We start from the raw sequence: 25,551 nt of genomic DNA, 5'->3' as shown, positions 1-25,551 counted from the left end.
TTATATATCCCATATGTAAAGTGGCATATATAAACATCTTACTAAAATATAAGCTATAATTAAAAAGACTTACACTCTTTTGAGTATTATCTTCTCAAATTACCATAAGAGTTATAAGTCTTCATTTCCCTATTAGGGTTCATAATGTTTAACATTTGATTATTAAACATTATTTGTTGTTTTAATAGCATTTCATTAGTTTCTTTTTGAAATGTTAAATCTTTCAATGTTTTTTGAATTTTATCATATGATTTATACAATTTTTCATCATTAGCTGTGTTTAATATATCTTTGATACTTTGTTTTCCGATTAGTTGTCTTCTTTTTACTTCTTCACCAGCTATTTTTTTATTACATTCATTCAACTTGTCAACTAATCCTTCTAATCCAAACACATCTTTTTCCATTATCATTTTATATTGTACTTCAAACAGACCCAATAATTCTCTTAATGCATTTTCTTCATTTTCTATTATCTCTGTTAGTTTGTTTATCATTATCTATTTTTTATTCTCCTTTATAGCTTCTAATATACTCTTTGCAGTTAATTTAGAATCTATTTTATAAGTACCATTTTGTATCTTTTCTTTAATTTCTGCTACTTTTTTAGCATTATCTATATTATTTTCCAAAGAGTAATCTTTTATAGATTTTCCAAGTGCTGAAATCTCTATTCTATCTCTTGTTTCAACTTTATTAGCTTTTTCAACTTTATTAATGTTTTTATTAGAATTATATATATTCACTGCAGAATGTGCATTAATTCTATTAATACTCATATTTCTTTTACCTCCACAATCTTATCTTTCTCATCTTTCTTCTTTTATTATCGTACTCTTATATATTAAGTTTAGTTATTTTTAACAAATTAATACCTTAATAATATAAGTATTTCTCTCATTTACAAATGTGAAATCTTTTTTACAAATATTTAATAATAAAATAATTTTATTAAGACACTACGTTTCTTAATTTTTCTGATATTAAAATTATACTACTAATTTTATTTAAGGCATATGAAAATAAATAACAATTCCAAAGTTACACTGAAAATAGAGATATAATTAATTTATATAACTTTTGATACCAAAATTATATACTATTAATTATATCTCCATATATTTTCAATTACTCTTAATTATCTAAGAGATCTTATTCTTTCAGCATTACTTACTATACTTGTTATTCTTACACCAAAATTTTCATCAACAACAACAACTTCACCATAAGCTATTTTCTTTCCATTAACTAATATTTCGACTGGTTCTTCTGCTAATTTATCTAATTCAACTAAAGATCCAGTACTTAAGTTTAATATATCTTTTATGCTCTTTTTGGTTCTACCTAAAACAACAGATATATCTAATGGAACATCTAAAATTAAGTCTATATTCTTAGGTGTTTGTGAAGTATCTCCTGGAACTAGTGTTTCAAAAGCTGCTTCATGCACTTCTACTGATTGTTGTTGCACCCTTGGTTGTTCTACTATAGGTTTCGCTTGGATTGGTTGTGGTGCTGGCTGAGGAGTAGCTGTCTTTTGCGTAGTTGCTTGAACTACTGGTTTTTCTTCTACAACCTTTGCTGGCTCACTAACTTTACTATTATTATCTTCTTGACCCATCATTATAGAAACTATCTTTTTAGCCGTATTCAATGGTAATATTTGCATTATATTACTATCAACAAGATCTCCTATTATTAATCTAAATGAAACTCTTACTATTTCCTCATCTTCTGATAAAGTGTCTGTAATAGGTTCCTCTTTTTCTTTCCACAACTTTGATTTTGGAGGAGATATATCTACTCTACGTGAAAACATTGTTGCCATGGAAGTTGCTGCTGAACCTATCATTTGATTCATTGCTTCTTGAACAGCACTAACTTCTATTTCTGATAATTCAGGATTTTCGGCAACCTTACCATCTCCACCCATCATCAGATTTGCTATTACAGCTGCATCATCTGTCTTCATAACCAATATATTTCTTCCTATTATTCCCTCTGTGTATTCAACATCTAAAACTATGTTAGGAGTTTCAAAAGAAGCCTTCATATCTTCTAATGTTGTTAAGGAAACTATAGGTGTTGTTATATTTACGTTTTGATTAATAATTTGATAAAGAGCTGTAGAAGCTGATCCCATGGATATATTTCCTATTTCCCCTAACAGGTCTTTTTCAATATCAGTCAATTTTTCTGTATTCCCATTATCTTGAGGAACTTCTTGCGTTTCTTCATTACCAAGTTCTCCTGCTAGAAGCGCATTTATTTCTTCTTGCGATAGAAAACTATTACTCATACTCTTTCACTTCCTTATCTATTATATCTAAAATAGCAACACCCATATTTTTCCCTGATACACCAGGTTTAGCGTAGTAACATTCTTCATTTCCTACATATACCTTTATAGGTGAAGAGCTCTTATTGTCAAGCTTAATAATATCGCCCTTAGTTAATTTCAAGAAATCATCTACTATGATACTTGTATTGCCAAGTTCTGCAAATACTTCAATATCAACCTTTTGGATTCCTTCTTCCATTTTAACTCTTGATTCCGCAATTAATGTTTCATCATCGTTTTGGAACCAATATTGTACTACTAATTTGTCTAATACTTTCTCTATACTTAAATATGGAATACACATATTCATAAATGTACTGTGTTCTCCAAATTCTACAGAAAATGTAATAAGGGCTACTGGTTCATTTGGCGCTAATGTTTGATTTATTGCTGGATTTGTTTCTATTCCTTCTACCTCAGGACTTACATTTAAAATATCTTCCCATGCTAATTTTAGATTACTGATCATTCCAGTAGTAACTTGTCTTATTATATTCTTATCTATGTCTGAAAATTCTTTATTACCTATTTTCCTATCTCCACTTCCCCCAAGTAAAATATCTATTATTTGAAATGACAATTTAGGGTTTGTTTCAAATATAATTGATCCTGTTAAAGGGGGCATTTTAAATATAGTGATGATAGTAGGATTTTGTACGGAATGTATAAATTCCTCATAGGTTATCTGTTCTACAGTTTCTATTTTGACTTTAACATTCTTCCTTATTTGTCCTGTTAAATAATTTGAAGTTATTCTTGCAAAGTTATCATGAATTAGTTCTAAAGTTCTTATGTGATCTTTAGAGAATTTTTGCGGACTTTTAAAATCATATAACTTTATTTTATGTTTTTCCTCGTCCTTAGGTACGGTCTCTGGTTCTAACTCACCTGTAGATAAAGCAGATAACAAGGCATCTATTTCACTTTGTGATAAAACATCTGCCATTTTTTTATCCCTCATTTCATTACTAATTTAATAACTTATCAATGTTTATTATTGTTAGAAGTTTGTCGTTATAATCTACAATTCCTTTTACATAATCTGGTCCATTATTTTCATCTAATCTTTGTATATCTTTTTCTTCTATATCTAACACTTCGTCAACTTCATCAACTGATATTCCGATTTCTTCTTCCTTAACAGTCAATATTATTATGTTATTTTGTTTGGCACTTGAGTCAACATTTAATAACAGATTTATATCAACAAGTGATTTTATACTTCCTCTTAAGTTTATTAATCCTTTGATATAACTAGGTGCTTTTGGCACTCTAGTTATACCCATCATATCATTTATACTTTGAACACGTTCTGTTTCAACAGCAAAATATTCATTTCCTAGTTTAAATACTACTATCTGCATTTAATACACCCCCATACTTGCATTTTAACCAAGTACTTTTTTTATTGCTTCTAATACTCTATCAGCTTGGAATGGTTTTACTATAAAATCTTTTGCTCCTGCTCTTATTGCCTCCATAACCATAGATTGTTGCCCCATTGCAGAACACATTATTATTTTTGCACTTGGATCAAATTCTTTTATTTGTTTAACTGCTTCAATACCATCAACATCAGGCATTGTTATATCCATTGTTACAACATCTGGTTTCTCTTTCTTATACATTTCTACTGCTACTGCACCGTTACTTGCTTCTCCAACTATTTCGAAATCATTCTTTTCTAATATATCCTTTATCATCATTCTCATAAACGCTGCATCGTCTACTATTAAAACTTTAGCCATTTAAATCTCCCTCCAAAATTAATTTACTCCAATTGATTTTAATATTTTCTCTAATGAGCCCGGCATTGGAACATAATAAAAATGTGCTCCAATCTCCTCTTGAGTATCATCTAAGAAAACTGTCTCTATGTCAAGTATATTTTCTTCATATTGACAAGATTCTATGAATGTTGTTGTTAAAATTGCACTAATCATATCATATGCAACTGCAGGAACTGATGGAATTATCTTAAGATTAGTGAACTCAGCTATTGCATTCATGTATGACCCTGTAATTATGTTAGTTATTTCACATAAAACTGATTTTCCTAGTTCACTAGTAATTTCTTCCTCACAACCTGCTAATCTTTCAATCATAGTTTTAGCTCTATTGGCATTAAAAATTAAAAGAATATTCCCTGAAATATCTCCAAGTACTCTAATAACAATCCCTGCAACTTCTTCTTCACTATTCAATTCAATAATATCTTCAAGTTTTACTATATTTACTGATGGTACTGTCATATCTATTTTTTCAGATATCATTACCGAAAGAGCAGTTGCAGCATTTCCAGCACCAATATTAGATACTTCTTTTAGTGCATCTAATTGCATACTATTGAAGTTGGCATATTCCATTTCATACCTCCTATAAAATTATACTATAATAATGCTCCCACATCTAATATTAAAGTAACTAGGCCATTACCTAATATAGTTGCTCCAATGTACTGATCTAATCCCTTTAATGTTTCACCAAGAGGCTTAATTACGATTTCTTGTTGACCAAGTAATGAGTCTACTAGTAAACCTATAGTTTTATCACCAACGTTTACTATTATAACAAATTTCTTTTCAGTTTCACCAGCCTCAATATCTAATGTTTCATTAAGTCTTACTAACGGAATTACATTTTCTCTATAAATTATAACTTCTCTTCCATTACTTGTCTTTATATTTTCTTCTTTATAATCTATTACCCTATCAATAAATCCTAAAGATATGGCAAGAGTTTCTTCCCCTATCTTTACAAGTAAAGCTTGTATTATTTGTAATGTTAACGGAAGTTTTATTACAAATGTTGAGCCTTCACCCTCTTTACTAAATACATCTACTGTACCACCTAGAGATGAAATCTTTGTTTTAACAACATCCATTCCAACTCCTCTTCCAGATATATCTGTAACAACTTCATTAGTACTAAACCCTTGAGCAAAGATTAAATTCTTAATATCATTGTCTGACAATCCTTCAGTATTTATTCCCTTTTCTTCTGCTTTAGCTTTTACTCTTTCAACATTTATTCCAGCACCGTCATCTACTACTTTTATAAGTGCTTTAGTTCCTTCTTGATACGCAACTAATTTAACTGTACCAACTGGATTTTTTCCTGCTGCAATTCTATCTTCTTTAGATTCAACACCATGATCTGCAGCATTTCTTAATAAATGTATTAATGGTTCACCAATTTCATCTATAACAGTTCTATCTAATTCAGTTTCAGCACCCTCTATGATAAAGTTTATCTCCTTATCTAATTCTATTGAGACATCTCTTATCATTCTTGGGAATCTATTAAATACAGTATCTAATGGAAGCATTCTAATTTTCATAACTAAATCTTGAAGATCAGAAGTTGTTCTTCCCACTTGTTCTAATGTCTCATTTAATTCTGGTGATTTATGATCCATTACTATTTGTTCAAGCCTTGTCCTATAAATAACAAGCTCTGAAACCATATTCATTAAGTTATCAATTCTTACTAGATCAACTCTTACTGATTGATGAGCTTTTTTAGAATCTTTTTTAACTGAATTTGTTTTCTTTGCTCTACTTTCAGCTTTAGGTGCTGGCTTATTTTCCTTAACTTCTTGAGTTATAGGTTCAGATTTTTTTTGTTCATTTTCTTCTATTTCTTTAGCTAAAATCTCATTATTGATTTCCACCATAGAAACTTCAACTTTTTCAACTTCTGATATATTAGTTACTATGTTAGTTATTTCTTCAATTGTATTATGTGTTACTAAGATAAAGCTTAAATCTAAATCAAAGTCTTCATTTTCTATTTCCTCAGTTGAAGGCTTAGATTTTAAGATTTCACCATGATCTTCAAGATCTTTTACAATTAAAAAAGCTCTTGCTGATTTAAGTAGTGTATGTTCATTTATCTTGATTTTTACTTCCATTACATTGAATTCTTTTTCTTTTGCTTGTTTAATTACTGATAAATCATATTCATTTAATTCAAACGAAGAGTCCTTATCAACAATATCTTTAATTTCAACTTCTGTTGAAATTTCTACATTTTCAGTTTCTTTTTTAATTGATATATTTTCTAGTGCTTTTATAATATCTTCTATATCTACACTTTCTTCTGAAGAACTTTGAATATTATCTATCATTCTTTCTAATGTATCTAAGCAATCAAATAGCACAGTTACAACTTGTTGAGTTACATTTAACTCTCCATCTCTAAATTTAGCTAATACATCTTCCATTTTATGAGTTAACTCTGCAACATCATTAAATCCCATAGTGGCAGCCATACCTTTAATTGTATGTGCTACTCTAAATATTTCATTAACCTTATCATTGTCTTCTGGATTTTGTTCTAAATCTAAAAGTGATTCATTCAAAGTTTGAAGATTATCTAAAGATTCTTCTAAAAACATAGTCATATATTGAGATGTATCCATATTATCCCTCCTTATATCTTTTTATAAATAAAGGTAGATGCTTTTTCAAAACCATATTCTTTATAATTATAAATGCTTTCAGTAGCACCAACAAATAAAAGTCCACCTTTTTTTAATGAATTACTAAATCTTCTATAAATATTCTCTTTAGTATCATTATTAAAATAAATAACAACATTTCTACAGATTATTAAATCAAAGTTAGTATCATATCTATCTAAAATCAAATCATGCTTCTTAAAAGTAACCATTGATTTGATTTTATTACTTATATAGTATTTATCGCCCTTATTCTCAAAATATTTACTTAAATCCTGATTTTTAATGTTTTTTATTTCATTATTAGTATATTCACCTATTTTAGCTTTAGATAAAATTGTATTATCTATATCTGTAGCAATTATGTTGTGTCTCCCTCTTGGCGCTATTTTATCTAACATCATTGAGATAGTATAAGGTTCACAACCAATTGAACATGCAGCACTCCAAATTTTTAAATTAGGATTATTAGGTAATAAATCTTTTGTTATTCTATTTTCTAAATCATCAAATAATTCTGGATTTCTAAAAAACTCTGTAACATTTATTGTTATAAAATCTAAAAACTTTTGTCTTTGAACTGGATCACTTTTTATAACTTTAGTGTATTCATCCAAAGATTTAATTCCAACTCTACTCATCAAACTATCAATTCTTCTATTAAGTTGATCTGGTTTATATGCTGATAAATTTATACCTAATTCTTTATGAACCCATTTATGAAAACCATTAAAATCCATACTTTCCTCCTAACGTTTTTTTACAATTTTAGTTACTTCATCACATATATTATTAAGTGGTAAAACTAAATCTACTTTACCTGTTTCAAATGCAGCTTTAGGCATTCCGTAAATAGTACAAGTTGATTCATCTTCTGATATTGTAATTCCACCATAATCTTTTATATTGCTTGTACCTTTAGCTCCATCTCTACCCATTCCTGTTAAAACTACAGATATTAAATTACCTCTGTATGCTTTTATAGCTGAATCAAAAAGTTTATCTACAGCTGGTCTAACTCCCCATATTGGATCTTCCTCATTAAGATGAATTTTCCCATCTGTACCAACGGTCATATGATAACCACCCTTAGCAATATATATCACATTACTTTCTATTTTTAAGCCTTCTTCACCCTCTACGACTTTAAGATTACATATCTTATCTAATCTCTCAGAAAAAGCTTTTGTGAATCCTTGTGGCATATGTTGAACAACAAATATTGGTACTCCAATATTTGCTTCAAACTTAGTTAATAATTGTTGAAGTGCCTTAGGACCACCAGTAGATGCACCAATAACAATAGCATCAATTCTCTTATTTTTAATTGTAACCATATTTATATGTTCAGATTTTTTAAAATCTTTTACTTTTGTGTCGTTATACAAATTAGTATTTTTTATTATAGTCTTAGAAGTATCTATTGATTTATTGCTTGTTCTAATTCTTATACCTCTTTTAGATATACTCTTAATTTTTTCAATAAGATTTTCTTGAACTTTTCTTATGTCTAAAGATATACTTCCTGATGGTTTAGTAACAAAATCAATTGCTCCATTTTCTAAACATTCCATTGTTTTTTCTGAACCTTTTGTTGTCAAACTACTTAACATTATTATTGAATAGTTCTTATTTTTTTTATGTAATTCTTTTAATGTTTCTAATCCATCCATTTCAGGCATTTCTAAATCCAATGTTATAATATCTGGATTAAACTTATCAACTTTTTCAATAAGTTCTTTTCCGTTTCTTAATTTAGCTACAACTTCTATTTCATTGTCTTCTTCTATTATTTCTGATATCATTTTTCTCATGAAAGCAGAGTCATCAACAACTATAACTTTTATTTTACTCAATGTATTCACCTCTTTATAATTCCACAATTCCTATCCCCACTATTTTTAGTGTAACTTTGCCATCTAAAGCATCTAAAATCATGGTTCTTCCTTTGTTTCCGCCTACATCTTCGGCAATTATTTGAATTCTTTCTTCACTTAATGATTTCTTTACAGCTTGTATATTTCTCTTTCCTATGTCACCAACCATACTTTTGTCTGAAAAACTAAACATAGAAGCTCCACCAGCTATTTTAGCTATTAAATTCCTCTTTTGACAACCTTTTGCTTCCATTTTTTTTATTAACAACGGAATTGCTAAATCAGCAAATTTCATTGGATTTGTCACATTTTTAAATTGTGTGCTATCAGGAAGCATTATATGAGATAATCCTGCTAGCTTGCTTCTTCTATCATATAATGCTATCCCTATGCATGAGCCTAAGCCTATTGTCATTATTTTACCTGGTGAAGATACTAGATTTAAATCTGCTATTCCAACTTTAACGTCTGTATTCTCCATTTTACCCCCTAAAATATACTTTGTTCTTCCTCTATAGATAAAATTTTATCTACATCTAAAAGTATTACTATATTCTTATCTAATCTTATCAAACCATTAATATAACTTCTTGATAATGTAGTTGTTATTTCAGGAGAAACCTCTATTAATTTACTATCAATATCTTTTACTTCATAAACATTTTCTACAATTATTCCAAACTTGTTATTGTCTTTTTTTACAACTATTATTTTTTTTTCTTCTGATTGTTCATCATTTCCTAGATTAAACTTTGTTGATAAGCTTATTATAGGTAATATGCTTTCTTGATAATTAATAACCCCTTTTACAAATCTAGGTGAATCTGGAAGAATTGTTGGTTCTTCATATCCTAAAATTCTTTCTATATCTTTTATATCAGAAGCATAATATTCATTATTCAAACCAAATATTAATATCTTCATTTCATTCATTGACATTATACCTTGACCTCCTACAATAGAAATTTATCTACTACTATCATTCCATCTTTTCCTAAATACGCTTTTACATTTTTTGATGCTACATCTAATGTAAATTGTTTTTCACCAAAACAAAAAACTGTATTTTGATATGCTATATCTGCTGTTATAACTCCTTTTTTAGATACTTCTAACCTAGTAAGTACGCCAGCTATACTTCCAACAGTCTTTAACTTAATTTCATCTTTGGCATGTAGTATTCCACCCCTACACACTGCTCCAGCTTGTGTAAATTCAATACTGTTTAAAGATGTTATTTTCGATACATATTGTCCTTTTCCAGTTATAAATATACTACCAGATGCTTCTATTGTAGAGTCTTGAGCATAGTCCATATACACATCTACCGGAATAACTATTTCTTCTTCTAATACTTCTATTTCATTTACTATCATATCTTTCAGCTCATAAAGCTCAGAATATTTTTTTATTTTTATAGGACCTAATCCTAGAATTTTTTTTCTAATAAAAGCTATCATATCATTATCAGTTGAGCTATTATTTTTCTCAAAACTTACTATAAGCATTGATAATCTAGGAATATTTTTAAATTTGCTTTCTATTAATATTTTAATAATTTCTCCATCTGATTGATTATTATCTAAAATATTCTTATCTTTTATTTGTTTTGTGTAACTAATTAAAGACTCTATTATACTATCGTACTGTTTTAATATTTCTAAATGCTTTTTTTTATCAATATCATTTGCGCCTGCACTTACTTTTGAATTCAGTATATTGGCATATATGTTAACTTGTCCACTTGCTATGATAGTCGCTTCTTCTACATTTTTTCTTACTGTTACTGAATTTCCTGCTTTTACTTGCGTTCCACTCTTTATGCTTCCACTTATTTCAACATCTCCAATAAAATCTATGTTCCCAGTTTTTATATCTACATCTTTTAATTCATATATTTTATTGACACTGTAAACTCCAGATTTACATGATGGTCTTCCTTCTATTGTTGAAATAACTTTGTTCTCCTCTAGCTTACATCCAGAACCAATTTTTATATTTATTTTTTTCGTTGTTTTTCTCTTGATTTCTTTTCCAAAGATATTCTTTCCATCTTTACCTTGTATCCCTTCTACTTTTTCTGCTAGTATCTGTCCAGCGCTTATATTAGATATTGAATACATATTTCTATAATCTATCTTTGCATTTTCATCTTTTAAAATTTTCTTTTTATCACTTTCAAAAAATACTTTAACTGTATCAGGAATATCTTCTACAACTTTATCACCTTGAGCAATTAATTCATTGCTAACGCAATCATCTTTACTTATTTCCTTTATTCTATCATTTAGTAATCCATAAACAATATTATTCTCTTTTAAAATTGTTAATAGTTCATCATAGGTATATTTAGGTGGATATTCACCTTTTTTCTTTTTTGTTTCTAATTTAAGATCTCTACAACATGATTTATCGACTAACTCAAAGGAATATTCAGGAAAATAATTTATTGTTATATATGCTTCCATTTTCTCTTCTGAAGTAGTTATATCTATTTTTCTACTACTTTCTTTTGTCACATATTTAACTTCTATATTATCTAAAGCAGTAACTGCTGTTTTTGATGTACATTCTTCTCCATTTATTAAAAGTTTAATTCCATTACATGGATGTATCATTACAGTTTCATTAGATTCATAGTCTAAGTTTTCAATTATTATTTCCCCATTTTCTACTTTTATCCCTTTATGAGTTTCATTTTCTTTATTACTCAATTTTTCATCTACTGTTAAGTCATTAATTTTATTAATTTTATTAATTTCATTAACTTTAGAAACTTCTATTTTTACTTTTTTCTTAAAAAAAATATTTTTTTGAGCAATAATAGTATATTCTAAGCACTCTTTTGGTACTTTTAATTCATTTGATGCTTTTTCAAGACATCCTTCTAATGTTGTAGCTGAAAATATTAAACTCATAAAATTCAACCCCTATAAAAAATAATCTTTTTTTTAGTATATCATATAGGAAAATAATTTTATATATAATACACTGTAATTAATTACTTTTAATGTAACTAATAATCTTATTATTATAATATTTAATCAGCTTGTTAATAATTTCATTATTTTTTATCTTTATTGAATCAACTTGATTTATTGGCAATATTTTTGGAGATGTTCCTGATATAAACATACCATCTAACTTTTTTATATCAGAGTATTTATAACTCACCTCTTCTACCTTTATGCCATTTTCAATAGCTATATCTATTATTTCTCCTCTAGTTACTCCAGGTAACACTGCTTTAACTGGTGATGTTAATAAAACATCATCCTTTATCATAAATATATTTGATTTACTGCCTTCAGTTATATATCCATTTCTGTCGACTAATATAGCCTCATACGCATTACTTTCTTTTATTTTAATATTTACTTTTTCTCTAAAGCTTAAATTAACTATTTTTGCATTTGGATTATCTCTTTCACCAAAATATAAAATAGTTTTTACTCCATTTTGATACATTTTTTCATTTGGATATGAATGATTAATAAAGAATATTCTCATTACTTTTTCATTTACATTATAGGTGATTTTTACATTCCCCTCTAATTTCTCATTTTCTCTAACTAAATTTTCTATATCTTTTCTTATTTTAAAATTTTCTAAACAACAATCAACATTTATAAGTTTAAATGAGTTCTCCATTCTCAATAAATGATTTTCTAAAAATAATGGCTTTCCATGGATTATTCTTAGAACTTCATATATCACTTTTCCTGATGTTTCAATATCTTTTAAACTATTTATTCCTTTTATCTTAGAGTTTTCAACAAAAAATTTATTAATTGCTTCCATACTACATGCCCCTTCTATACCGGAAATTATTTCCACCTTAATATTTCTATATCATGATTTTTCTTATAATTAATCAGATATGGCTTTCCAACCAAATCTAAAAGTGGTTTATCTGATAATGAATCTGAAAACATATATGACTCTTTAAAATCCACATCTATTTTTTCTTCTTTAAGTACCTCTTTTAATCTTCTTACCTTTTCTTCACCTTTACAGTTAAATCCATCCATTTGCCTTAAGAACTTTCCATCACTAAATTTAAATTTAGTTCCTATTACTCTATCCACTTCTTTAACACTATAAAATTTATTTATATAAAATTCAGGTGATGCTGATATTAAATATATATCATACCCTTCAGATTTAAGTTTTTTCATCATATCCATAGCATCACTATATAAAAGATTGCTTAGTTTTTCTGTATAAAAACTTTCAACAACTTTATCTAATTCATCTTCACTTATTCCATCTATAAACTTTAAGAACTTCTCTTTCACCATTTTTTCATCATAAAATTTCAATAAATACATTATTCCACAGTATAGTGCTCTTGGTAAAAATCTAATAGCCTTTATATCTTTCTTTATATAATACTTAAAAAACTCCATAAGTGTTTCTTTTTTTGTAATTGTATAATCTATATCAAAAATTGCAATTTTTTTCATATCCAAATTCTTTCTCCTTAATTATAATTGCTATAAAACACGCTTTGTTAGTTTAAAGTTAAGAGCTAAGAGTTGATAGTTCTCACCTCTTAATTCCACCCCTCTATAATCTTAGATTTTATCACCCCTTTAGCCTAGAAAGATTCTATATAATAATTTTCTTCAAAAAAACCCCATGTTTTCAACAAGAGGTTTTTTTAAATATTACTATATTAAAATCTATCTACTTTATTTTACTTAAGAATATAGATAATCTATCTATCCCCTTTTCTATTATATCCATTGATGTTGCATATGATAGTCTTATATAATTTTCTAATCCAAATCCACTACCTGGTATAACAGCCACTTTTTCTTCTTCTAAAAGTACCTTTGAAAATTCAACTGAATTAATTATATTATGCCCTTTAAAAGTGGTATTTAAATATTTTTCTATATTAACCATTATATAAAATGCACCATTCGGTCTTAAAATTGAAAGCTCATCTATTTTGCTTAATTTATCTAGCATAAAGTTTCTTCTACTCTCAAACTCCTTCACCATCTTATCTACTTCTTCTTCAGAACCAGTAAGAGCTTCTATTGAAGCATATTGAGTTATAGAGTTAACATTTGATGTCATATGACTTTGAATACTAGTCATAAGTTTAGTTATTTTTTCATCAGCAGCAACATATCCTAGTCTCCAACCTGTCATAGCATATGTTTTTGATACTCCATTTATAACTATTGTTCTTTTATATGAATCTTCATTTAAACTTGCTATACTTATATGTTCTTCATTATCATATATTAATTTTTCATATATTTCATCTGAAATTATAAATAAATCATGTCTTTTAGCAAAATCCGCAATTTCTTTAAGTTCTTCTTCATGATAAATAGTTCCTGTTGGATTATTAGGACTATTTAATAATATTGCTTTTGTCTTACTAGTAACACATTTTTCTAAATCTTCTATTGTATATTTATAATTGTTTTCTTTTATAGTCTCTACAAAAACGGGGACTCCATCTGCTAATTTAACAAGTTCAGGATAGCTTACCCAATAAGGTACAGGAATAAGCACTTCGTCTCCAGGATTTAAAATTGCCATAAATACATTAGCTAAACATTGTTTTGCACCTGTAGATATAGTTATTTGACTTGGTTTATATTCTAAATTATTATCTTTCTTAAACTTTTCACAAATAACTTCTTTTAATTCTAATATTCCACCTGCTGGAGTATACTTTGTTTTACCTTCCTCCATAGCTTTTATAGCAGCATTGATAATATTTTGTGGTGTATTGAAATCAGGTTCTCCTGCTCCAAAACTAACCACATCTACGCCCTCATTTTTTAATGCCTTTGCTTTTGCTGTAATTTCCAAAGTAATTGATGGACTAATATTTTCTGCTTTTTTAGATAGTTCCATTTTTCTTTCCCCCATTTATTACATATTATGCATTAGTATTAATATTATATACAATAAAATATAACATTAATACTTTGAGTTGTAAATTAAAAAAATCGTCAAAGCGACTTTAGATTCGTCGGTTCTTTTAGCCATACACCCTTTCTAAACGCAGTGCATGTAATATTAATTCTCTAAATAATAAAATAGACTTTAGTAATGTTACTAAAGTCTATAAAAATATTATAGGAACATATAAGAAAATAATAGATCAAATATACACGTATACTGAGGTATTATTTTTTTAAATGTGACTTATTCTTCTGATCCTACTGATTCTTGATAATAAGCTGATACTCTGTCGAATTCTTCTTCGTCAGGAACTACAAGTTCTTCTCCATCAACTCTAAAAAGATACATTGAACCATCTTCAGCATTTTCAGCTAATACGTATTCTTTTCCTTCAACTTCGAATGCATCAACGATTGGACATGAAACTACATTTCCGTTATCGTCTTCTAAATCTACAACGAAAGATTCTTCTTCTCCACATCCGCATCCACAGCCTTCATGATCATGGTCTCCACATCCACAACCTTCATGATCATGATCGTGTCCACCGCATCCACAAGTGTCGTGTTCTCCACATCCACATTTTTCTAAATCTTTATCCATAATTTAATTATCCTCCTTGCTAACAACTGTTGCTTTCTTCCATACTAATTCTACCCTTAAATGACTAAAATTAAAACCCCAAATAAAAATTATTTATTTTTTAGCTATTTTTTATTATTAAGCACAATTTAAACTTGTACCTGTAAAATTTTACACCCCAGGGGTAAACACAAAAAAAGGATGACCACTTCTTATGGTCACCCTTTTTTATTAAAACTTACTAAACATAATTCTATTGTTCAGCTAATTTCTTGTATCCTTCTAATCTTTCCATTGCATCAGTGTAAGTCTTTTCAAATAATGCTTCTGCAGCTTCTGGGAATGCTTTAGCAAGTGAAGCGTATCTTACTTCACCCATTAAGAATTCTTTAAAGTCAGCAGTTGGAGCTTTAGAATCTAATGTGAATGGGTTCTTAGTTCCCTTTAATTCTGGGTTGAATCTGTACATTGCCCAGTATCCACATTCAGTTGCTCTCTTAGCTTCTAATTGGCTGTTACTCATACCAAGCTTAATTCCATGGTTTATACATGGAGCGTAAGCTATGATTAATGATGGTCCCTTGTAAGCTTCTGCTTCTGCAATAGCTTTAAGAACTTGATTTCTATCAGCTCCCATATTGATTTGAGCTACATATACGTAACCGTAAGTCATAGCCATCATTCCAAGGTCTTTCTTCTTAGTTCTCTTACCTGCAGCAGCAAATTTAGCTATTGCAGCTGTTGGTGTAGATTTAGAAGATTGTCCACCTGTGTTTGAGTAAACTTCTGTATCAAATACAAATACATTTACATCTTCTCCTGAAGCAAGTACGTGGTCAACTCCACCGTATCCGATGTCGTAAGCCCAACCGTCTCCTCCGAAGATCCATTGAGATCTCTTAACGAAGTAGTCTTTTTCAGCTAAAATTTCTTTAGCAGCTTCTGTACCAGATTTTTCTAAAGCAGCAACTAATTTAGTAGCTCTATCTCTAGTTCCAGCACCTTCGTTCATGTTATCTAACCAATCTTGTAATTCAGCTTTAGCTGGATCATTGGCAGCTATAGCAGCTTCTGCTCTTTCTTGGATTCTTTCTCTTATAGCTCTAACTCCTAAGAACATACCTAATCCATATTCAGCATTATCTTCGAATAATGAGTTAGCCCAAGCTGGACCATGTCCTTCTTTATTCTTAGTATATGGAGTTGAAGGTGCAGATCCACCCCAGATTGATGAACATCCAGTTGCATTAGCGATCATCATTCTATCTCCAAATAATTGAGTTATAAGCTTAGCGTATGGAGTTTCTCCACAACCAGCACAAGCTCCTGAGAATTCAAGTAATGGTTGCTCAAATTGGCTACCCTTTACTGTATTTTTGTTCATTGGGTTCTTTTTAGCTGATACTTCATCTACTAAGTAATCCCAAACTTCGATTTGATTGTGTTGGCTTTCTTGTGGTTTCATAACTAATGCTTTTCCTGGAGCAGGACAAATTTGAGCACAGTTTCCACAACCAGAACAATCTAGTGGTGCAACACCCATAGTGTAGAATAATTTTTCTTCACTCTTAAGAGCTTTAGCATCAACTATTGTTGCATCAGCAGGTGCAGCATTCTTTTCTGCTTCATTTAATAATATTGGTCTTATAGAAGCATGTGGACATACTAATGAACATTGGTTACATTGAATACATTTTTCAGCATCCCATACAGGAACATTAACTGCAATTCCTCTCTTTTCGAATGCTGCAGTACCTGCTTCAAATGTACCATCTTCCATTCCAACGAAAGCAGAAACTGGAAGAGAATCTCCTTCTTGTCTGTTCATTGGAACAACTATATTCTTAACGAATTCTGAAGCATTCTTAAGTGGAGCTACTTCTTCGTCTTTAACAGTCTTCCAAGCTTCTGGAATCTTGATTTCAACGATAGATTCAACACCCTTATCGATTGCTGCGTTGTTCATATTAACAACTTTTTCACCCTTCTTACCATAAGAAGTTACAACTGAGTCTTTTAAGTATTTAACAGCATCTTCAACTGGGATAATGTTAGCTAACTTGAAGAAAGCTGATTGCATTATCATGTTGATTCTTCCGCCAAGACCTATTTCTTGAGCTATAGCAACAGCATTTAAAGTATAGAACTTAATATTGTTGTTTGCCATAAATCTCTTATATGCAGCAGGTAACTTTTCTTCTAATTCTTCTGGAGTCCAGATAGTATTTAATAAGAAAGTTGCTCCTGGTTTTAATCCTTCTAATACGTTATATTTATGAACGTATGATTGATTAGAACAAGATACAAAATCTGCTTTGTTGATTAAGTATGGAGACTTAATTGCCTTCTTACCAAATCTTAAGTGAGATACTGTAATTCCGCCTGATTTCTTTGAATCATAGAAGAAGTATCCTTGAGCATACATGTCTGTATGGTCTCCAATGATCTTTATAGCACTCTTGTTTGCTCCAACAGTACCATCTGATCCTAATCCCCAGAACTTACAAGCTGTAGTTCCTTCTGGAGTAGCATCTATATCTTCAGTTACTTCTAATGAAGTATTTGTAATATCATCAACGATTCCTATAGTGAATCCATTCTTTGGTTCAGCTTTTGCTAAGTTATCATAAACAGCAGCAATATGAGCTGGATTTGGATCTTTTGATCCTAAACCAAATCTTCCGCCAATTATAACAGGAGCATTTTCTTTTCCGTAGAATGCATTTCTAATGTCTAAGTATAATGGTTCTCCATCAGCACCTGGTTCTTTAGTCTTATCTAAAACAGCGATTTTCTTAACAGTGCTTGGAATAGCAGCTATTAATTTTTCAACTGAGAATGGTCTGTAAAGTCTTACTTTAACAAGACCAACTTTTTGTCCATGTGCATTTAAGTAATCTACAGTTTCTTCAGCTACATCTGTTACTGAACCCATTGCTATAACTACTCTGTCTGCATCTTTAGCACCATAGTAGTCGAAACAATGATATTCTCTACCAGTTATTTTAGTGATTTCAGCCATATAGCTTTCAACCATATCTGGTAACTCATTGTAGAATTTATTTACTGATTCTCTTTCTTGGAAGTAAATATCAGCATTTTGAGCTGTACCTCTAGTTACAGGATGATCTGGATTTAAAGCTCTTGCTCTGAAAGCTTTAACAGAATCCATGTCAACTAATTTAGCTAACTCATCATATTCTAATACTTCGATTTTTTGAATTTCGTGAGAAGTTCTAAAACCATCAAAGAAGTTTAAGAATGGAATTCTAGATTTTATAGCAGTTAAATGTGCTACTGCTGATAAATCCATAACTTCTTGAACTGATCCTTCAGCAAGCATTGCAAATCCAGTTTGTCTTGCTGCCATAACGTCTTGGTGATCTCCAAATATGTTTAATGAAGATGTAGCTAGAGCTCTAGCTGAAACGTGGAATACTCCTGGTAACATTTCACCTGATATCTTGTACATATTTGGTATCATTAATAATAAACCTTGTGAAGCTGTGTAAGTAGTTGTTAATGCTCCAGCTTGTAAAGAACCGTGAACTGCTCCAGCAGCACCTGCTTCTGATTGCATTTCCATTACTTTAACAGTTTGTCCAAATATATTCTTTCTTCCTTGTGCAACCCATTCATCAACATGTTCTGCCATTGGTGATGATGGTGTTATTGGATATATTGCAGTTACTTCTGTGAACGCATAAGATACGTGAGCTGCTGCAGTATTACCATCCATAGTTTTCATTTTTCTCATCGCGTGACCCCTTCTTTCTATTATTAAAAAAATGTTAAATTAAAAATTTAACAATGTATTATATTATAAAAGTAAGTCTTGATGACTTACTTAATAAACACTATTATTTAGCAAGTTTTTTACCTAGCAATTGTGCATTTTCTAAATTTTCTTTTGTTGGGAATTCTTTTACAACCAATTCTCCAATGCAATTAAATCCATATGATTTCATTGTATTAGACCATAATTTAATAAACATATCATTTGTCCATCCATGACTCCCAAACAAAATACATTTTTTATTATCAATAGATAAACCCTTTAAACTATCAATAAATGGTTGCATTTCCTGTTCTTCTATATTATCTTGGTCCATTGCAGGACTTCCAAATGCTACAGAATCTGCTTCTAAAACATCATTAATAGTCGCATCAGCAACATGTTTTAAAGTTACCTTTGCTCCAGATTCCTCAGCGCTATCCGCAATCATATTCGCAAGTATTTCTACACTACCACCACAACTCCAGTAAATGATTGACACTTTTTTCATAAATAGCACCATTCCTTCCAACACACAATAAATAGTCATTATTATAGTACATTATAATTGTACTATAAATTAACTTACACACTTTATTATATATCACATAATTTTTTTTGCAAGTTTTGATTATCTAAAGTTGATTAATTATCCAATTTATTCATTAAAATATTTACGTCTATTAATATTTTTATCCTTTAATACTTTTTAATATCACTTCTATAATTAAATCAATACTATTTTTTCCATTCATATTATTCATTGCATTAATTATAGTTTTTTTATTAGATTTTAATTCTAGAATCTTATTACATAATGTATCATTTATAAGTTCTTCTTCATTTAACACTAAAGCATATCCCTCTTTTTTAAATGAATTTGCATTTAAGATTTGATCACCTCTGCTAGCTTTTTTAGAAAGCGGTACTAAAAGCATTGGTTTTCTTAACGTTAAAAATTCAAATATTGAATTTGCTCCAGCTCTAGATATTATATAATCAGCTGTATTCATTAAATGTGGTAATTCTTCTGATACGTATTCAAATTGTTTATAACCAGATTTATTTAGAAAATTATTATCTAAATTCCCATTTCCACAAATATGAATAATATTAAAATCCCTCAACAATAAATCTAAATTGCCTCTTATTTGATCATTGATTATTTTAGATCCTAAACTTCCACCCATTATTAAAAGCACTTCTTTTTCTTGTTTAAATCCACAAATCTTTAGACCTTCTTCTCTACTTCCATGTAAGATTTCATTTCTTATAGGACTTCCTGTAAGTACTCCTTTATTATCTTTTATAAATTTAAGACTTTCTCTAAAAGTTACACATAGTTTGCTGCAAAAAGGTGCACTTAATTTGTTAGCAAGACCTGGAGTCATGTCAGATTCATGTGCTACAACTGGTATTTTTCTTAAATGTGCAGCTATAACAACTGGAACAGCTACAAAGCCACCTTTTGAAAATACTACATCTGGCTTTTCCTTCTTTAATATTTTGTTTGCATCTTTAATTCCTTTTAACACTTTAAAAGGATCAGTAAAGTTTTTTAAATCAAAATATCGTCTTAACTTTCCTGATGATATCTGAAAATATGGAATATTATTATTTTTAATTATTTCTTTTTCTATCCCATTTTTACTTCCAATATATTTAACTTCAAATCCATTTTCTTTAAGTGCTGGTACTAAAGCTAAATTAGGTGTTACATGCCCCGCAGTACCTCCACCTGTCATTATTACTTTATATTTATACACCAAAACTCATCCTTTCATTATTACTAAGAACAAAAGTAGCTAAGCCACAATTTGTTTGTTGAAGTTCTTTCTAATCTATATTACATGATCTTTTTAAAATCACATTATTCTATATAATACTTTTTAATTATAATAATTCTACTTATACATTATAACTATTAATTCCTATTAGTCACCATAAAAATACACTTATTGTTTATAATTCATCAGAAATATTTTAAATTAATTCTTTTAAATAGCCTATGTTTTAGCAGAGTGCTGATATATTCATTTAAAATAGAGCCTTTAAATAAAATATTTCATCTTCTATCTTTTTATTTATATGTACTAATCAAATCCTTATTTACCGTAATTTATATATTATAAAATCGGATTTTTTACACAAGCTATAGACATAAAGGAGGTGATAAATATGAATAATAACAGCGGATATAATAATCCTATAGTTCCAGAAGCTAAAGGGAAGTTAGCACAATTCAAAAATGAAGTTGCTAATGAAATGGGTGTACCATTTAAAGAATATAATGGAGACCTAAGTTCAAAACAATGCGGAAGCGTTGGTGGAGAAATGGTTAAAAGAATGGTAAAACAATATGAAAATAATCTATAACTATTTAACACTCCTATAAAAAAGTGTCTAGACCACATTTGTTAGTTGAAAATTGAAAGTTGAGAGTTCAGAGTTTCGTTTGAAATCTAAAAATTTTCTAAAAATATATATTTTAGAATTTTATCAAAGATTTTTTCTTTTACTCTCTACTCCTAGCTTTCAATTATCAACTAATTTCTATGTCATTTTTATTTATCTCAATTTTTTAAAGTTTAAAAATTATATATTTTCTTTTGTGCCTTTCATTATGGAGTTTTATAAAGATTAGTATTCCTATTAGAAACCAGAAAATTTCATAAACATATCTAAATATTAAATAAATTCTGAAAATATTCTGAAAATAGTATTGTTTTTTATTTAACAATGTAGTATATTATACCTATAAAGTTAAATAAAAACTTTAATTGCTGTTTATAGGTTTATATTTTTATATTATCAATATAAAAACTGTATTATTTATGACAATATAAGCATATAAATAACATATATTAATCAATATCATATATTTACTAGAAAATTAGTTATTATTAAATTTATATTATATAGTATTCAACAATATAATATAAGAATATTATATAAGATATTGATAACTTTTACACTACAAAAGCAAACGTTTTTTTATAAATTTATTTGTTAATAAAATAACATTCATTAGCTAGGAGGATACTTTTATGAATTATTCAGAACAATTAAAAAACAAAACTATAACTGTAGAAAAAGCTTTATCACTTGTAAAATCAAACGATGAAATAGTTACTTCATTAGGACCTTGTGAAGCAACATTGTTCATGTCAAAGCTTCATGAAATAAGAGACAGAGTAGAAAATGTAAGTGTAGTTAGTATGCTTAGTGCTTTAGATTATAAATATCATACAGACCCAAGTATGGCTGGACACTTTGTAAATGAATCTACATTTTTTGCTGGACCAGCTAGAAAAGCTCATTCAACAGGTTTAGTTTCATATATACCAACTCATCTTAGATATGCTGGTATCAATAGACTTGATTATAAAACACCTAATATATTCGTTGGTGCTGTTACACCAATGGACAAGCATGGTTTCTTCTCATTATCACTTTCTACTGTATATGAAAGAGATTCTTTAGAAAAAGCAGATGTAGTTATATTCGAAGTAAACAAAAATTTACCTAGAATATTTGGAGATACTTCAGTTCATATAAGCCAAGTAGATTACTTATATGAAAGTAATGAAAAAATACCAGAATTATCTCCTAAGGAACCTTCTGAAAAGGATTTTATAATAGGTCAATATATCGCAGACTTAGTAGATGACGGTGCTACTATTCAACTTGGAATTGGCGGAATTCCAAATGCTGTTGCTAAATCATTAATGACAAAGAAAGACTTAGGAATACACACTGAAATGATTACTGAAGGTGTAGTTGATTTATTTGAAGCTGGAGTTGTTAATAATAGTAAGAAAACTCTTCATAAAAATAAAATCATAGGTGCTTTCGCATTCGGTTCTCAAAGATTATATGACTTTTTAGATGATAATCCTTGTATTGAAATGAAGAGATGCTCTTATGTAAATAATCCTTATACTTTAGCTAAAAACAATAAGATGACATCTATAAACACATCTCTTTCTGTAGATTTAACTGGTCAATGTGCTTCTGAAAGCTTAGGCTTTAAACAATACAGTGGAACTGGTGGACAAACTGACACAGGAATTGGTGCACAAATGAGTCCTGGTGGAAAATCTATAATCGCTCTATACTCTACTGCTAAGAATGGTACTATTTCTAGTATTGTACCTAGTCATTATATGGGTGCAGCTATTACATATTCTAGAAATGATGTTCAATATGTTGTTACTGAATATGGAGTTGCTAACCTTCGTGGAAAAAGCATTAGAGAAAGAGTTGATAGCTTAATCGCTATAGCTCACCCTGACTTTAGACAAGAACTTAAGAAGGAAGCTGTTAAGAATAGAATTTGGTAGAATAAAATTTGGTAAAGGAAGTGCTAATTATGGATGATAAAAGTAAATTAAAGGAAATCCTAAGCAAATTGGATTCTATTAACGACAAAGTTAATAATATTCAATATCAAATTTTCCAAACAAGTGAATATTCTGATAATGGTAGCTATATAGATTTTTTATATGACACTTATACAGAGTCACTTATAGAAAATGTTTGTCAGGTAATAGGTGATTAGTTTTATTATAAAGATGGATAAGTAGGAATGTATTTTTCTACTTATCCATTTTCAATTGTAAAATAGCTGTGTTTTAAATATTGCTAATCTTAAAACTACTCACTTATATTTTTATAATAAAAATTTATCTATAATTTTGTATAACTATTTGAATGTTTATATTTCCATTGTATTCATTTATGCTTGGATAAAATATTAGATCTAAATTTATTGAATTAAATTCCCCATCATATAATTTTTGCAGTTCTTCATAATTATATTTCTTAGTTATATATTCTTCAAACTCTTCAATATCCCCAAAGTAAATTGATTCTATTGCTCTTCCATTGGAAGTTTTCAATTTTATTTTTAATACGTTTTTATTTTGTCCAAGTACCATAGCTTTTACCGCATTGATATTTTTTGCTCCAAACAATGGTTTAGAATTTCCCTTTCCAAAAGGCTCTAAAATCTCCAAATCATTTATCATATCATAATTAATATTTTCTAATCTCAAAGGTACATCAATTGTTACTTTAGGAATAAGTTCTTCTTCTGTTAATTTAGTATTTCTATTAAGTCCTTTTCTAAGTAAGTCTATATTACTTTCTTCTAAAGACAGCCCAGCAGCCATTGGATGCCCCCCAAACTTATTTAATAAGTCCTTACATTTTAACAATTCTTCAAACATATTATATTCTTCTATTGATCTTCCAGAACCTTTTACATCATCTTCCGCTTTTGTAAGAATTATTGTAGGAACATTATATCTTTCTCTTATTCTTCCTGCTATTATTCCTGCTAAACTTTCATGAACTTCAGGAATATATATAACAAATACCTTATCATCTTTCATAGTACTGCCTTCTATAATTTCTACAGCCCTTTCCACACCATCGCTAGTCATGCTTTTTCTTTCATCATTTAATTCAACTAACTCTTTTGCTAAACTCAAAGCTTCCTCTTCATTTTCACATAATAATAATCGTAATCCCTTTTTAGCTGAATCTAATCTTCCTGATGCATTTATACATGGTCCTATAACAAAACCCAAATGATAAGTTGAAATTTCCTTACCATCCATCTTAGTTTCTTTCATTAAATATTTTAATCCTAAATTGGTAGTATTGTTTATCATCTTTAATCCATTTTTAACAAATATCCTATTTTCATCAATTAAATCTACAACATCACACACAGTTGCTATGGCAACAAATTCTATTAGCTTATAAAGTTCTTCCTTAGAAATATTAATTTTTTCATATAAAACTTCAATTAGTTTAAATGCCACACCAGCACCACATATTTTATCAAATTTATATCCACACTCAATTTGTTTAGGATTAATTATTGAATCTGCTTCTGATGATATAAAAGTTCTATCTCCTTTTTCATCTTCAACAAAAGGAATGTCATGATGATCTGTTACTATCACTGTCATACCTAACTTTTTAGCATATTTTATCTGTTCTATTGCAGAAATCCCATTATCGCATGTTAATAAAGTATCTACTTCATCATTCTTAGCTTCAAGTATTATTTTTTTATTTATACCATAACCATCTTTTATTCTGTCAGGTATTTCATAATCAACATTGGCACCACATTTTTTAAGCGCTGTATATAATATATAAACACTTATTACTCCATCAACATCATAATCACCAATTATTCTAATTTTCTCTTTAGAATCTATTTTTTCTTTTAATATTTTAGTAGCCTTTTCTATATCCTTCATCTTATATGGATCGTGAAAGTTACTATAAATAGGATTTATATAATTTTTTATCGTATCCTCTTCTACAATATTTCTATTTATCATTAATCGAGTTATTAATTCACTAATACCATATTTTTTAGATATATTCTTATAATCGGCTTTAATATTTTTTACAAACCATCTTTCTTTCATTTTATCCCCTCACCTTTTACAAATAATAACAAACAATCCACAACTTCACTTAAACTTCATGTTAAAAAGTGGATAAAATTGTGGATTGTTTATATTTGGCTATGTTTTAGCAGAGTGTTGATATATGC

The 25,551-nt window shown here is 28.8% G+C and carries 24 protein-coding genes; 3 read left to right on the top strand and 21 right to left on the bottom strand.

Features of this window, described 5'->3' with window-relative positions:
- Positions 1 to 86: 86 nt before the first annotated feature.
- The 20 genes from NG918_RS04265 to murG all read right to left on the bottom strand — a co-directional run bounded on the left by NG918_RS04265 (position 87) and on the right by murG (position 20,737).
- The gene (locus NG918_RS04265; RefSeq protein ID WP_252212681.1) at positions 87 to 497 is read right to left on the bottom strand and encodes a flagellar protein FlgN; all 411 of its coding nucleotides are present in this window, start codon (positions 495 to 497) and stop codon (positions 87 to 89) included.
- Positions 498 to 500: 3 nt separating this feature from the next.
- Entirely contained in the window at positions 501 to 779 is a 279-nt protein-coding gene (gene flgM, locus NG918_RS04260; RefSeq protein ID WP_252212682.1) for a flagellar biosynthesis anti-sigma factor FlgM, read from the bottom strand.
- 359 nt (positions 780 to 1,138) lie between these two features.
- On the bottom strand, positions 1,139 to 2,299 hold the full coding sequence (fliY, locus tag NG918_RS04255; RefSeq protein ID WP_252212683.1) for a flagellar motor switch phosphatase FliY: 1,161 nt from the start codon (positions 2,297 to 2,299) through the stop codon (positions 1,139 to 1,141).
- Positions 2,292 to 3,287, bottom strand: coding sequence for a flagellar motor switch protein FliM (gene fliM, locus NG918_RS04250; protein WP_252212684.1), 996 nt, complete (start codon positions 3,285 to 3,287; stop codon positions 2,292 to 2,294). The genes fliY and fliM overlap by 8 nt, the downstream gene beginning before the upstream one ends.
- A 22-nt stretch (positions 3,288 to 3,309) precedes the next feature.
- Entirely contained in the window at positions 3,310 to 3,705 is a 396-nt protein-coding gene (locus NG918_RS04245) for a chemotaxis protein CheW (RefSeq protein WP_252212685.1), read from the bottom strand.
- A 24-nt stretch (positions 3,706 to 3,729) separates the two neighbouring features.
- Positions 3,730 to 4,089 carry a response regulator gene (locus NG918_RS04240; RefSeq protein WP_252212686.1) on the bottom strand — a complete coding sequence of 120 codons (360 nt, stop codon included), beginning with the start codon at positions 4,087 to 4,089 and terminating at the stop codon, positions 3,730 to 3,732.
- Positions 4,090 to 4,107: 18 nt separating this feature from the next.
- Positions 4,108 to 4,707: a chemotaxis protein CheC gene (locus tag NG918_RS04235; RefSeq protein WP_205449212.1), complete on the bottom strand. Its 600-nt coding sequence runs from the start codon at positions 4,705 to 4,707 to the stop codon at positions 4,108 to 4,110.
- Between the two features lie 23 nt (positions 4,708 to 4,730).
- Positions 4,731 to 6,764, bottom strand: a complete 2,034-nt coding sequence (locus tag NG918_RS04230; RefSeq protein WP_205449211.1) for a chemotaxis protein CheA — start codon at positions 6,762 to 6,764, stop codon at positions 4,731 to 4,733.
- 11 nt (positions 6,765 to 6,775) lie between these two features.
- Positions 6,776 to 7,543, bottom strand: coding sequence for a CheR family methyltransferase (locus tag NG918_RS04225; protein WP_205449210.1), 768 nt, complete (start codon positions 7,541 to 7,543; stop codon positions 6,776 to 6,778).
- Between the two features lie 9 nt (positions 7,544 to 7,552).
- Positions 7,553 to 8,659 carry a protein-glutamate methylesterase/protein-glutamine glutaminase gene (locus NG918_RS04220; protein ID WP_205449209.1) on the bottom strand — a complete coding sequence of 369 codons (1,107 nt, stop codon included), beginning with the start codon at positions 8,657 to 8,659 and terminating at the stop codon, positions 7,553 to 7,555.
- 13 nt (positions 8,660 to 8,672) lie between these two features.
- Complete coding sequence (locus NG918_RS04215) at positions 8,673 to 9,161, bottom strand: chemotaxis protein CheD (protein ID WP_205449208.1); 489 nt, start codon at positions 9,159 to 9,161, stop codon at positions 8,673 to 8,675.
- An 8-nt stretch (positions 9,162 to 9,169) separates the two neighbouring features.
- The gene (locus NG918_RS04210) at positions 9,170 to 9,619 is read right to left on the bottom strand and encodes a chemotaxis protein CheW (RefSeq protein ID WP_205449207.1); all 450 of its coding nucleotides are present in this window, start codon (positions 9,617 to 9,619) and stop codon (positions 9,170 to 9,172) included.
- A 14-nt stretch (positions 9,620 to 9,633) separates the two neighbouring features.
- Entirely contained in the window at positions 9,634 to 11,598 is a 1,965-nt protein-coding gene (locus NG918_RS04205; RefSeq protein ID WP_252212688.1) for a flagellar assembly protein A, read from the bottom strand.
- Between the two features lie 79 nt (positions 11,599 to 11,677).
- Positions 11,678 to 12,481, bottom strand: coding sequence for an aminotransferase class IV (locus NG918_RS04200; RefSeq protein ID WP_252212689.1), 804 nt, complete (start codon positions 12,479 to 12,481; stop codon positions 11,678 to 11,680).
- Positions 12,482 to 12,507: 26 nt separating this feature from the next.
- On the bottom strand, positions 12,508 to 13,146 hold the full coding sequence (locus NG918_RS04195; RefSeq protein ID WP_252212738.1) for an HAD-IB family hydrolase: 639 nt from the start codon (positions 13,144 to 13,146) through the stop codon (positions 12,508 to 12,510).
- Between the two features lie 223 nt (positions 13,147 to 13,369).
- Positions 13,370 to 14,563 carry a pyridoxal phosphate-dependent aminotransferase gene (locus tag NG918_RS04190; protein WP_252212690.1) on the bottom strand — a complete coding sequence of 398 codons (1,194 nt, stop codon included), beginning with the start codon at positions 14,561 to 14,563 and terminating at the stop codon, positions 13,370 to 13,372.
- Positions 14,564 to 14,857: 294 nt separating this feature from the next.
- Positions 14,858 to 15,217, bottom strand: coding sequence for a DUF1292 domain-containing protein (locus NG918_RS04185; protein WP_252212691.1), 360 nt, complete (start codon positions 15,215 to 15,217; stop codon positions 14,858 to 14,860).
- 232 nt (positions 15,218 to 15,449) lie between these two features.
- Positions 15,450 to 18,953 carry a pyruvate:ferredoxin (flavodoxin) oxidoreductase gene (gene nifJ / locus NG918_RS04180; protein ID WP_252212692.1) on the bottom strand — a complete coding sequence of 1,168 codons (3,504 nt, stop codon included), beginning with the start codon at positions 18,951 to 18,953 and terminating at the stop codon, positions 15,450 to 15,452.
- Positions 18,954 to 19,056: 103 nt separating this feature from the next.
- Entirely contained in the window at positions 19,057 to 19,482 is a 426-nt protein-coding gene (locus NG918_RS04175) for a flavodoxin domain-containing protein (RefSeq protein ID WP_252212693.1), read from the bottom strand.
- A 181-nt stretch (positions 19,483 to 19,663) separates the two neighbouring features.
- Positions 19,664 to 20,737, bottom strand: a complete 1,074-nt coding sequence (gene murG / locus NG918_RS04170; protein WP_252224742.1) for an undecaprenyldiphospho-muramoylpentapeptide beta-N-acetylglucosaminyltransferase — start codon at positions 20,735 to 20,737, stop codon at positions 19,664 to 19,666.
- Positions 20,738 to 21,149: 412 nt separating this feature from the next.
- Between murG and NG918_RS04165 the strand changes: the two genes are divergently transcribed.
- The 3 genes from NG918_RS04165 (at position 21,150) to NG918_RS04155 (ending at position 23,532) form a co-directional block, all read left to right on the top strand.
- The gene (locus tag NG918_RS04165; protein WP_252212695.1) at positions 21,150 to 21,347 is read left to right on the top strand and encodes an alpha/beta-type small acid-soluble spore protein; all 198 of its coding nucleotides are present in this window, start codon (positions 21,150 to 21,152) and stop codon (positions 21,345 to 21,347) included.
- 671 nt (positions 21,348 to 22,018) lie between these two features.
- Positions 22,019 to 23,314, top strand: a complete 1,296-nt coding sequence (locus NG918_RS04160; RefSeq protein WP_252212696.1) for an acetyl-CoA hydrolase/transferase family protein — start codon at positions 22,019 to 22,021, stop codon at positions 23,312 to 23,314.
- A 29-nt stretch (positions 23,315 to 23,343) separates the two neighbouring features.
- Positions 23,344 to 23,532, top strand: coding sequence for a hypothetical protein (locus tag NG918_RS04155; RefSeq protein ID WP_252212697.1), 189 nt, complete (start codon positions 23,344 to 23,346; stop codon positions 23,530 to 23,532).
- 124 nt (positions 23,533 to 23,656) lie between these two features.
- On the opposite strand, the gene recJ is transcribed toward NG918_RS04155, so the two are convergent.
- Complete coding sequence (recJ, locus tag NG918_RS04150) at positions 23,657 to 25,423, bottom strand: single-stranded-DNA-specific exonuclease RecJ (protein ID WP_252212698.1); 1,767 nt, start codon at positions 25,421 to 25,423, stop codon at positions 23,657 to 23,659.
- Between the last annotated feature and the right edge of the window lie 128 nt (positions 25,424 to 25,551).

Origin of the sequence: Clostridium sp. ZBS2 (assembly GCF_023845855.1) — a bacterium.
Lineage (GTDB): Bacteria > Bacillota > Clostridia > Clostridiales > Clostridiaceae > Clostridium > Clostridium aquiflavi.
The sequence above is the reverse complement of the archived record's forward strand: the minus strand, read 5'-3'. Positions and strand labels throughout refer to the sequence as shown.

Coding starts and splice junctions, on each gene's coding strand:
- NG918_RS04225 (WP_205449210.1), bottom strand. CDS start 7,543: ATGGATTTTAATGGTTTTCATAAATGGGTTCATAAAGAATTAGGTATA.
- NG918_RS04190 (WP_252212690.1), bottom strand. CDS start 14,563: ATGGAACTATCTAAAAAAGCAGAAAATATTAGTCCATCAATTACTTTG.
- fliM (WP_252212684.1), bottom strand. CDS start 3,287: ATGGCAGATGTTTTATCACAAAGTGAAATAGATGCCTTGTTATCTGCT.
- fliY (WP_252212683.1), bottom strand. CDS start 2,299: ATGAGTAATAGTTTTCTATCGCAAGAAGAAATAAATGCGCTTCTAGCA.
- NG918_RS04155 (WP_252212697.1), top strand. CDS start 23,344: ATGGATGATAAAAGTAAATTAAAGGAAATCCTAAGCAAATTGGATTCT.
- NG918_RS04210 (WP_205449207.1), bottom strand. CDS start 9,619: ATGTCAATGAATGAAATGAAGATATTAATATTTGGTTTGAATAATGAA.
- flgM (WP_252212682.1), bottom strand. CDS start 779: ATGAGTATTAATAGAATTAATGCACATTCTGCAGTGAATATATATAAT.
- NG918_RS04215 (WP_205449208.1), bottom strand. CDS start 9,161: ATGGAGAATACAGACGTTAAAGTTGGAATAGCAGATTTAAATCTAGTA.
- NG918_RS04245 (WP_252212685.1), bottom strand. CDS start 3,705: ATGCAGATAGTAGTATTTAAACTAGGAAATGAATATTTTGCTGTTGAA.
- NG918_RS04265 (WP_252212681.1), bottom strand. CDS start 497: ATGATAAACAAACTAACAGAGATAATAGAAAATGAAGAAAATGCATTA.
- NG918_RS04230 (WP_205449211.1), bottom strand. CDS start 6,764: ATGGATACATCTCAATATATGACTATGTTTTTAGAAGAATCTTTAGAT.
- NG918_RS04185 (WP_252212691.1), bottom strand. CDS start 15,217: ATGGATAAAGATTTAGAAAAATGTGGATGTGGAGAACACGACACTTGT.
- NG918_RS04205 (WP_252212688.1), bottom strand. CDS start 11,598: ATGAGTTTAATATTTTCAGCTACAACATTAGAAGGATGTCTTGAAAAA.
- recJ (WP_252212698.1), bottom strand. CDS start 25,423: ATGAAAGAAAGATGGTTTGTAAAAAATATTAAAGCCGATTATAAGAAT.
- NG918_RS04160 (WP_252212696.1), top strand. CDS start 22,019: ATGAATTATTCAGAACAATTAAAAAACAAAACTATAACTGTAGAAAAA.
- NG918_RS04240 (WP_252212686.1), bottom strand. CDS start 4,089: ATGGCTAAAGTTTTAATAGTAGACGATGCAGCGTTTATGAGAATGATG.
- nifJ (WP_252212692.1), bottom strand. CDS start 18,953: ATGAGAAAAATGAAAACTATGGATGGTAATACTGCAGCAGCTCACGTA.
- NG918_RS04165 (WP_252212695.1), top strand. CDS start 21,150: ATGAATAATAACAGCGGATATAATAATCCTATAGTTCCAGAAGCTAAA.
- NG918_RS04200 (WP_252212689.1), bottom strand. CDS start 12,481: ATGGAAGCAATTAATAAATTTTTTGTTGAAAACTCTAAGATAAAAGGA.
- NG918_RS04175 (WP_252212693.1), bottom strand. CDS start 19,482: ATGAAAAAAGTGTCAATCATTTACTGGAGTTGTGGTGGTAGTGTAGAA.
- NG918_RS04195 (WP_252212738.1), bottom strand. CDS start 13,146: ATGAAAAAAATTGCAATTTTTGATATAGATTATACAATTACAAAAAAA.
- NG918_RS04235 (WP_205449212.1), bottom strand. CDS start 4,707: ATGGAATATGCCAACTTCAATAGTATGCAATTAGATGCACTAAAAGAA.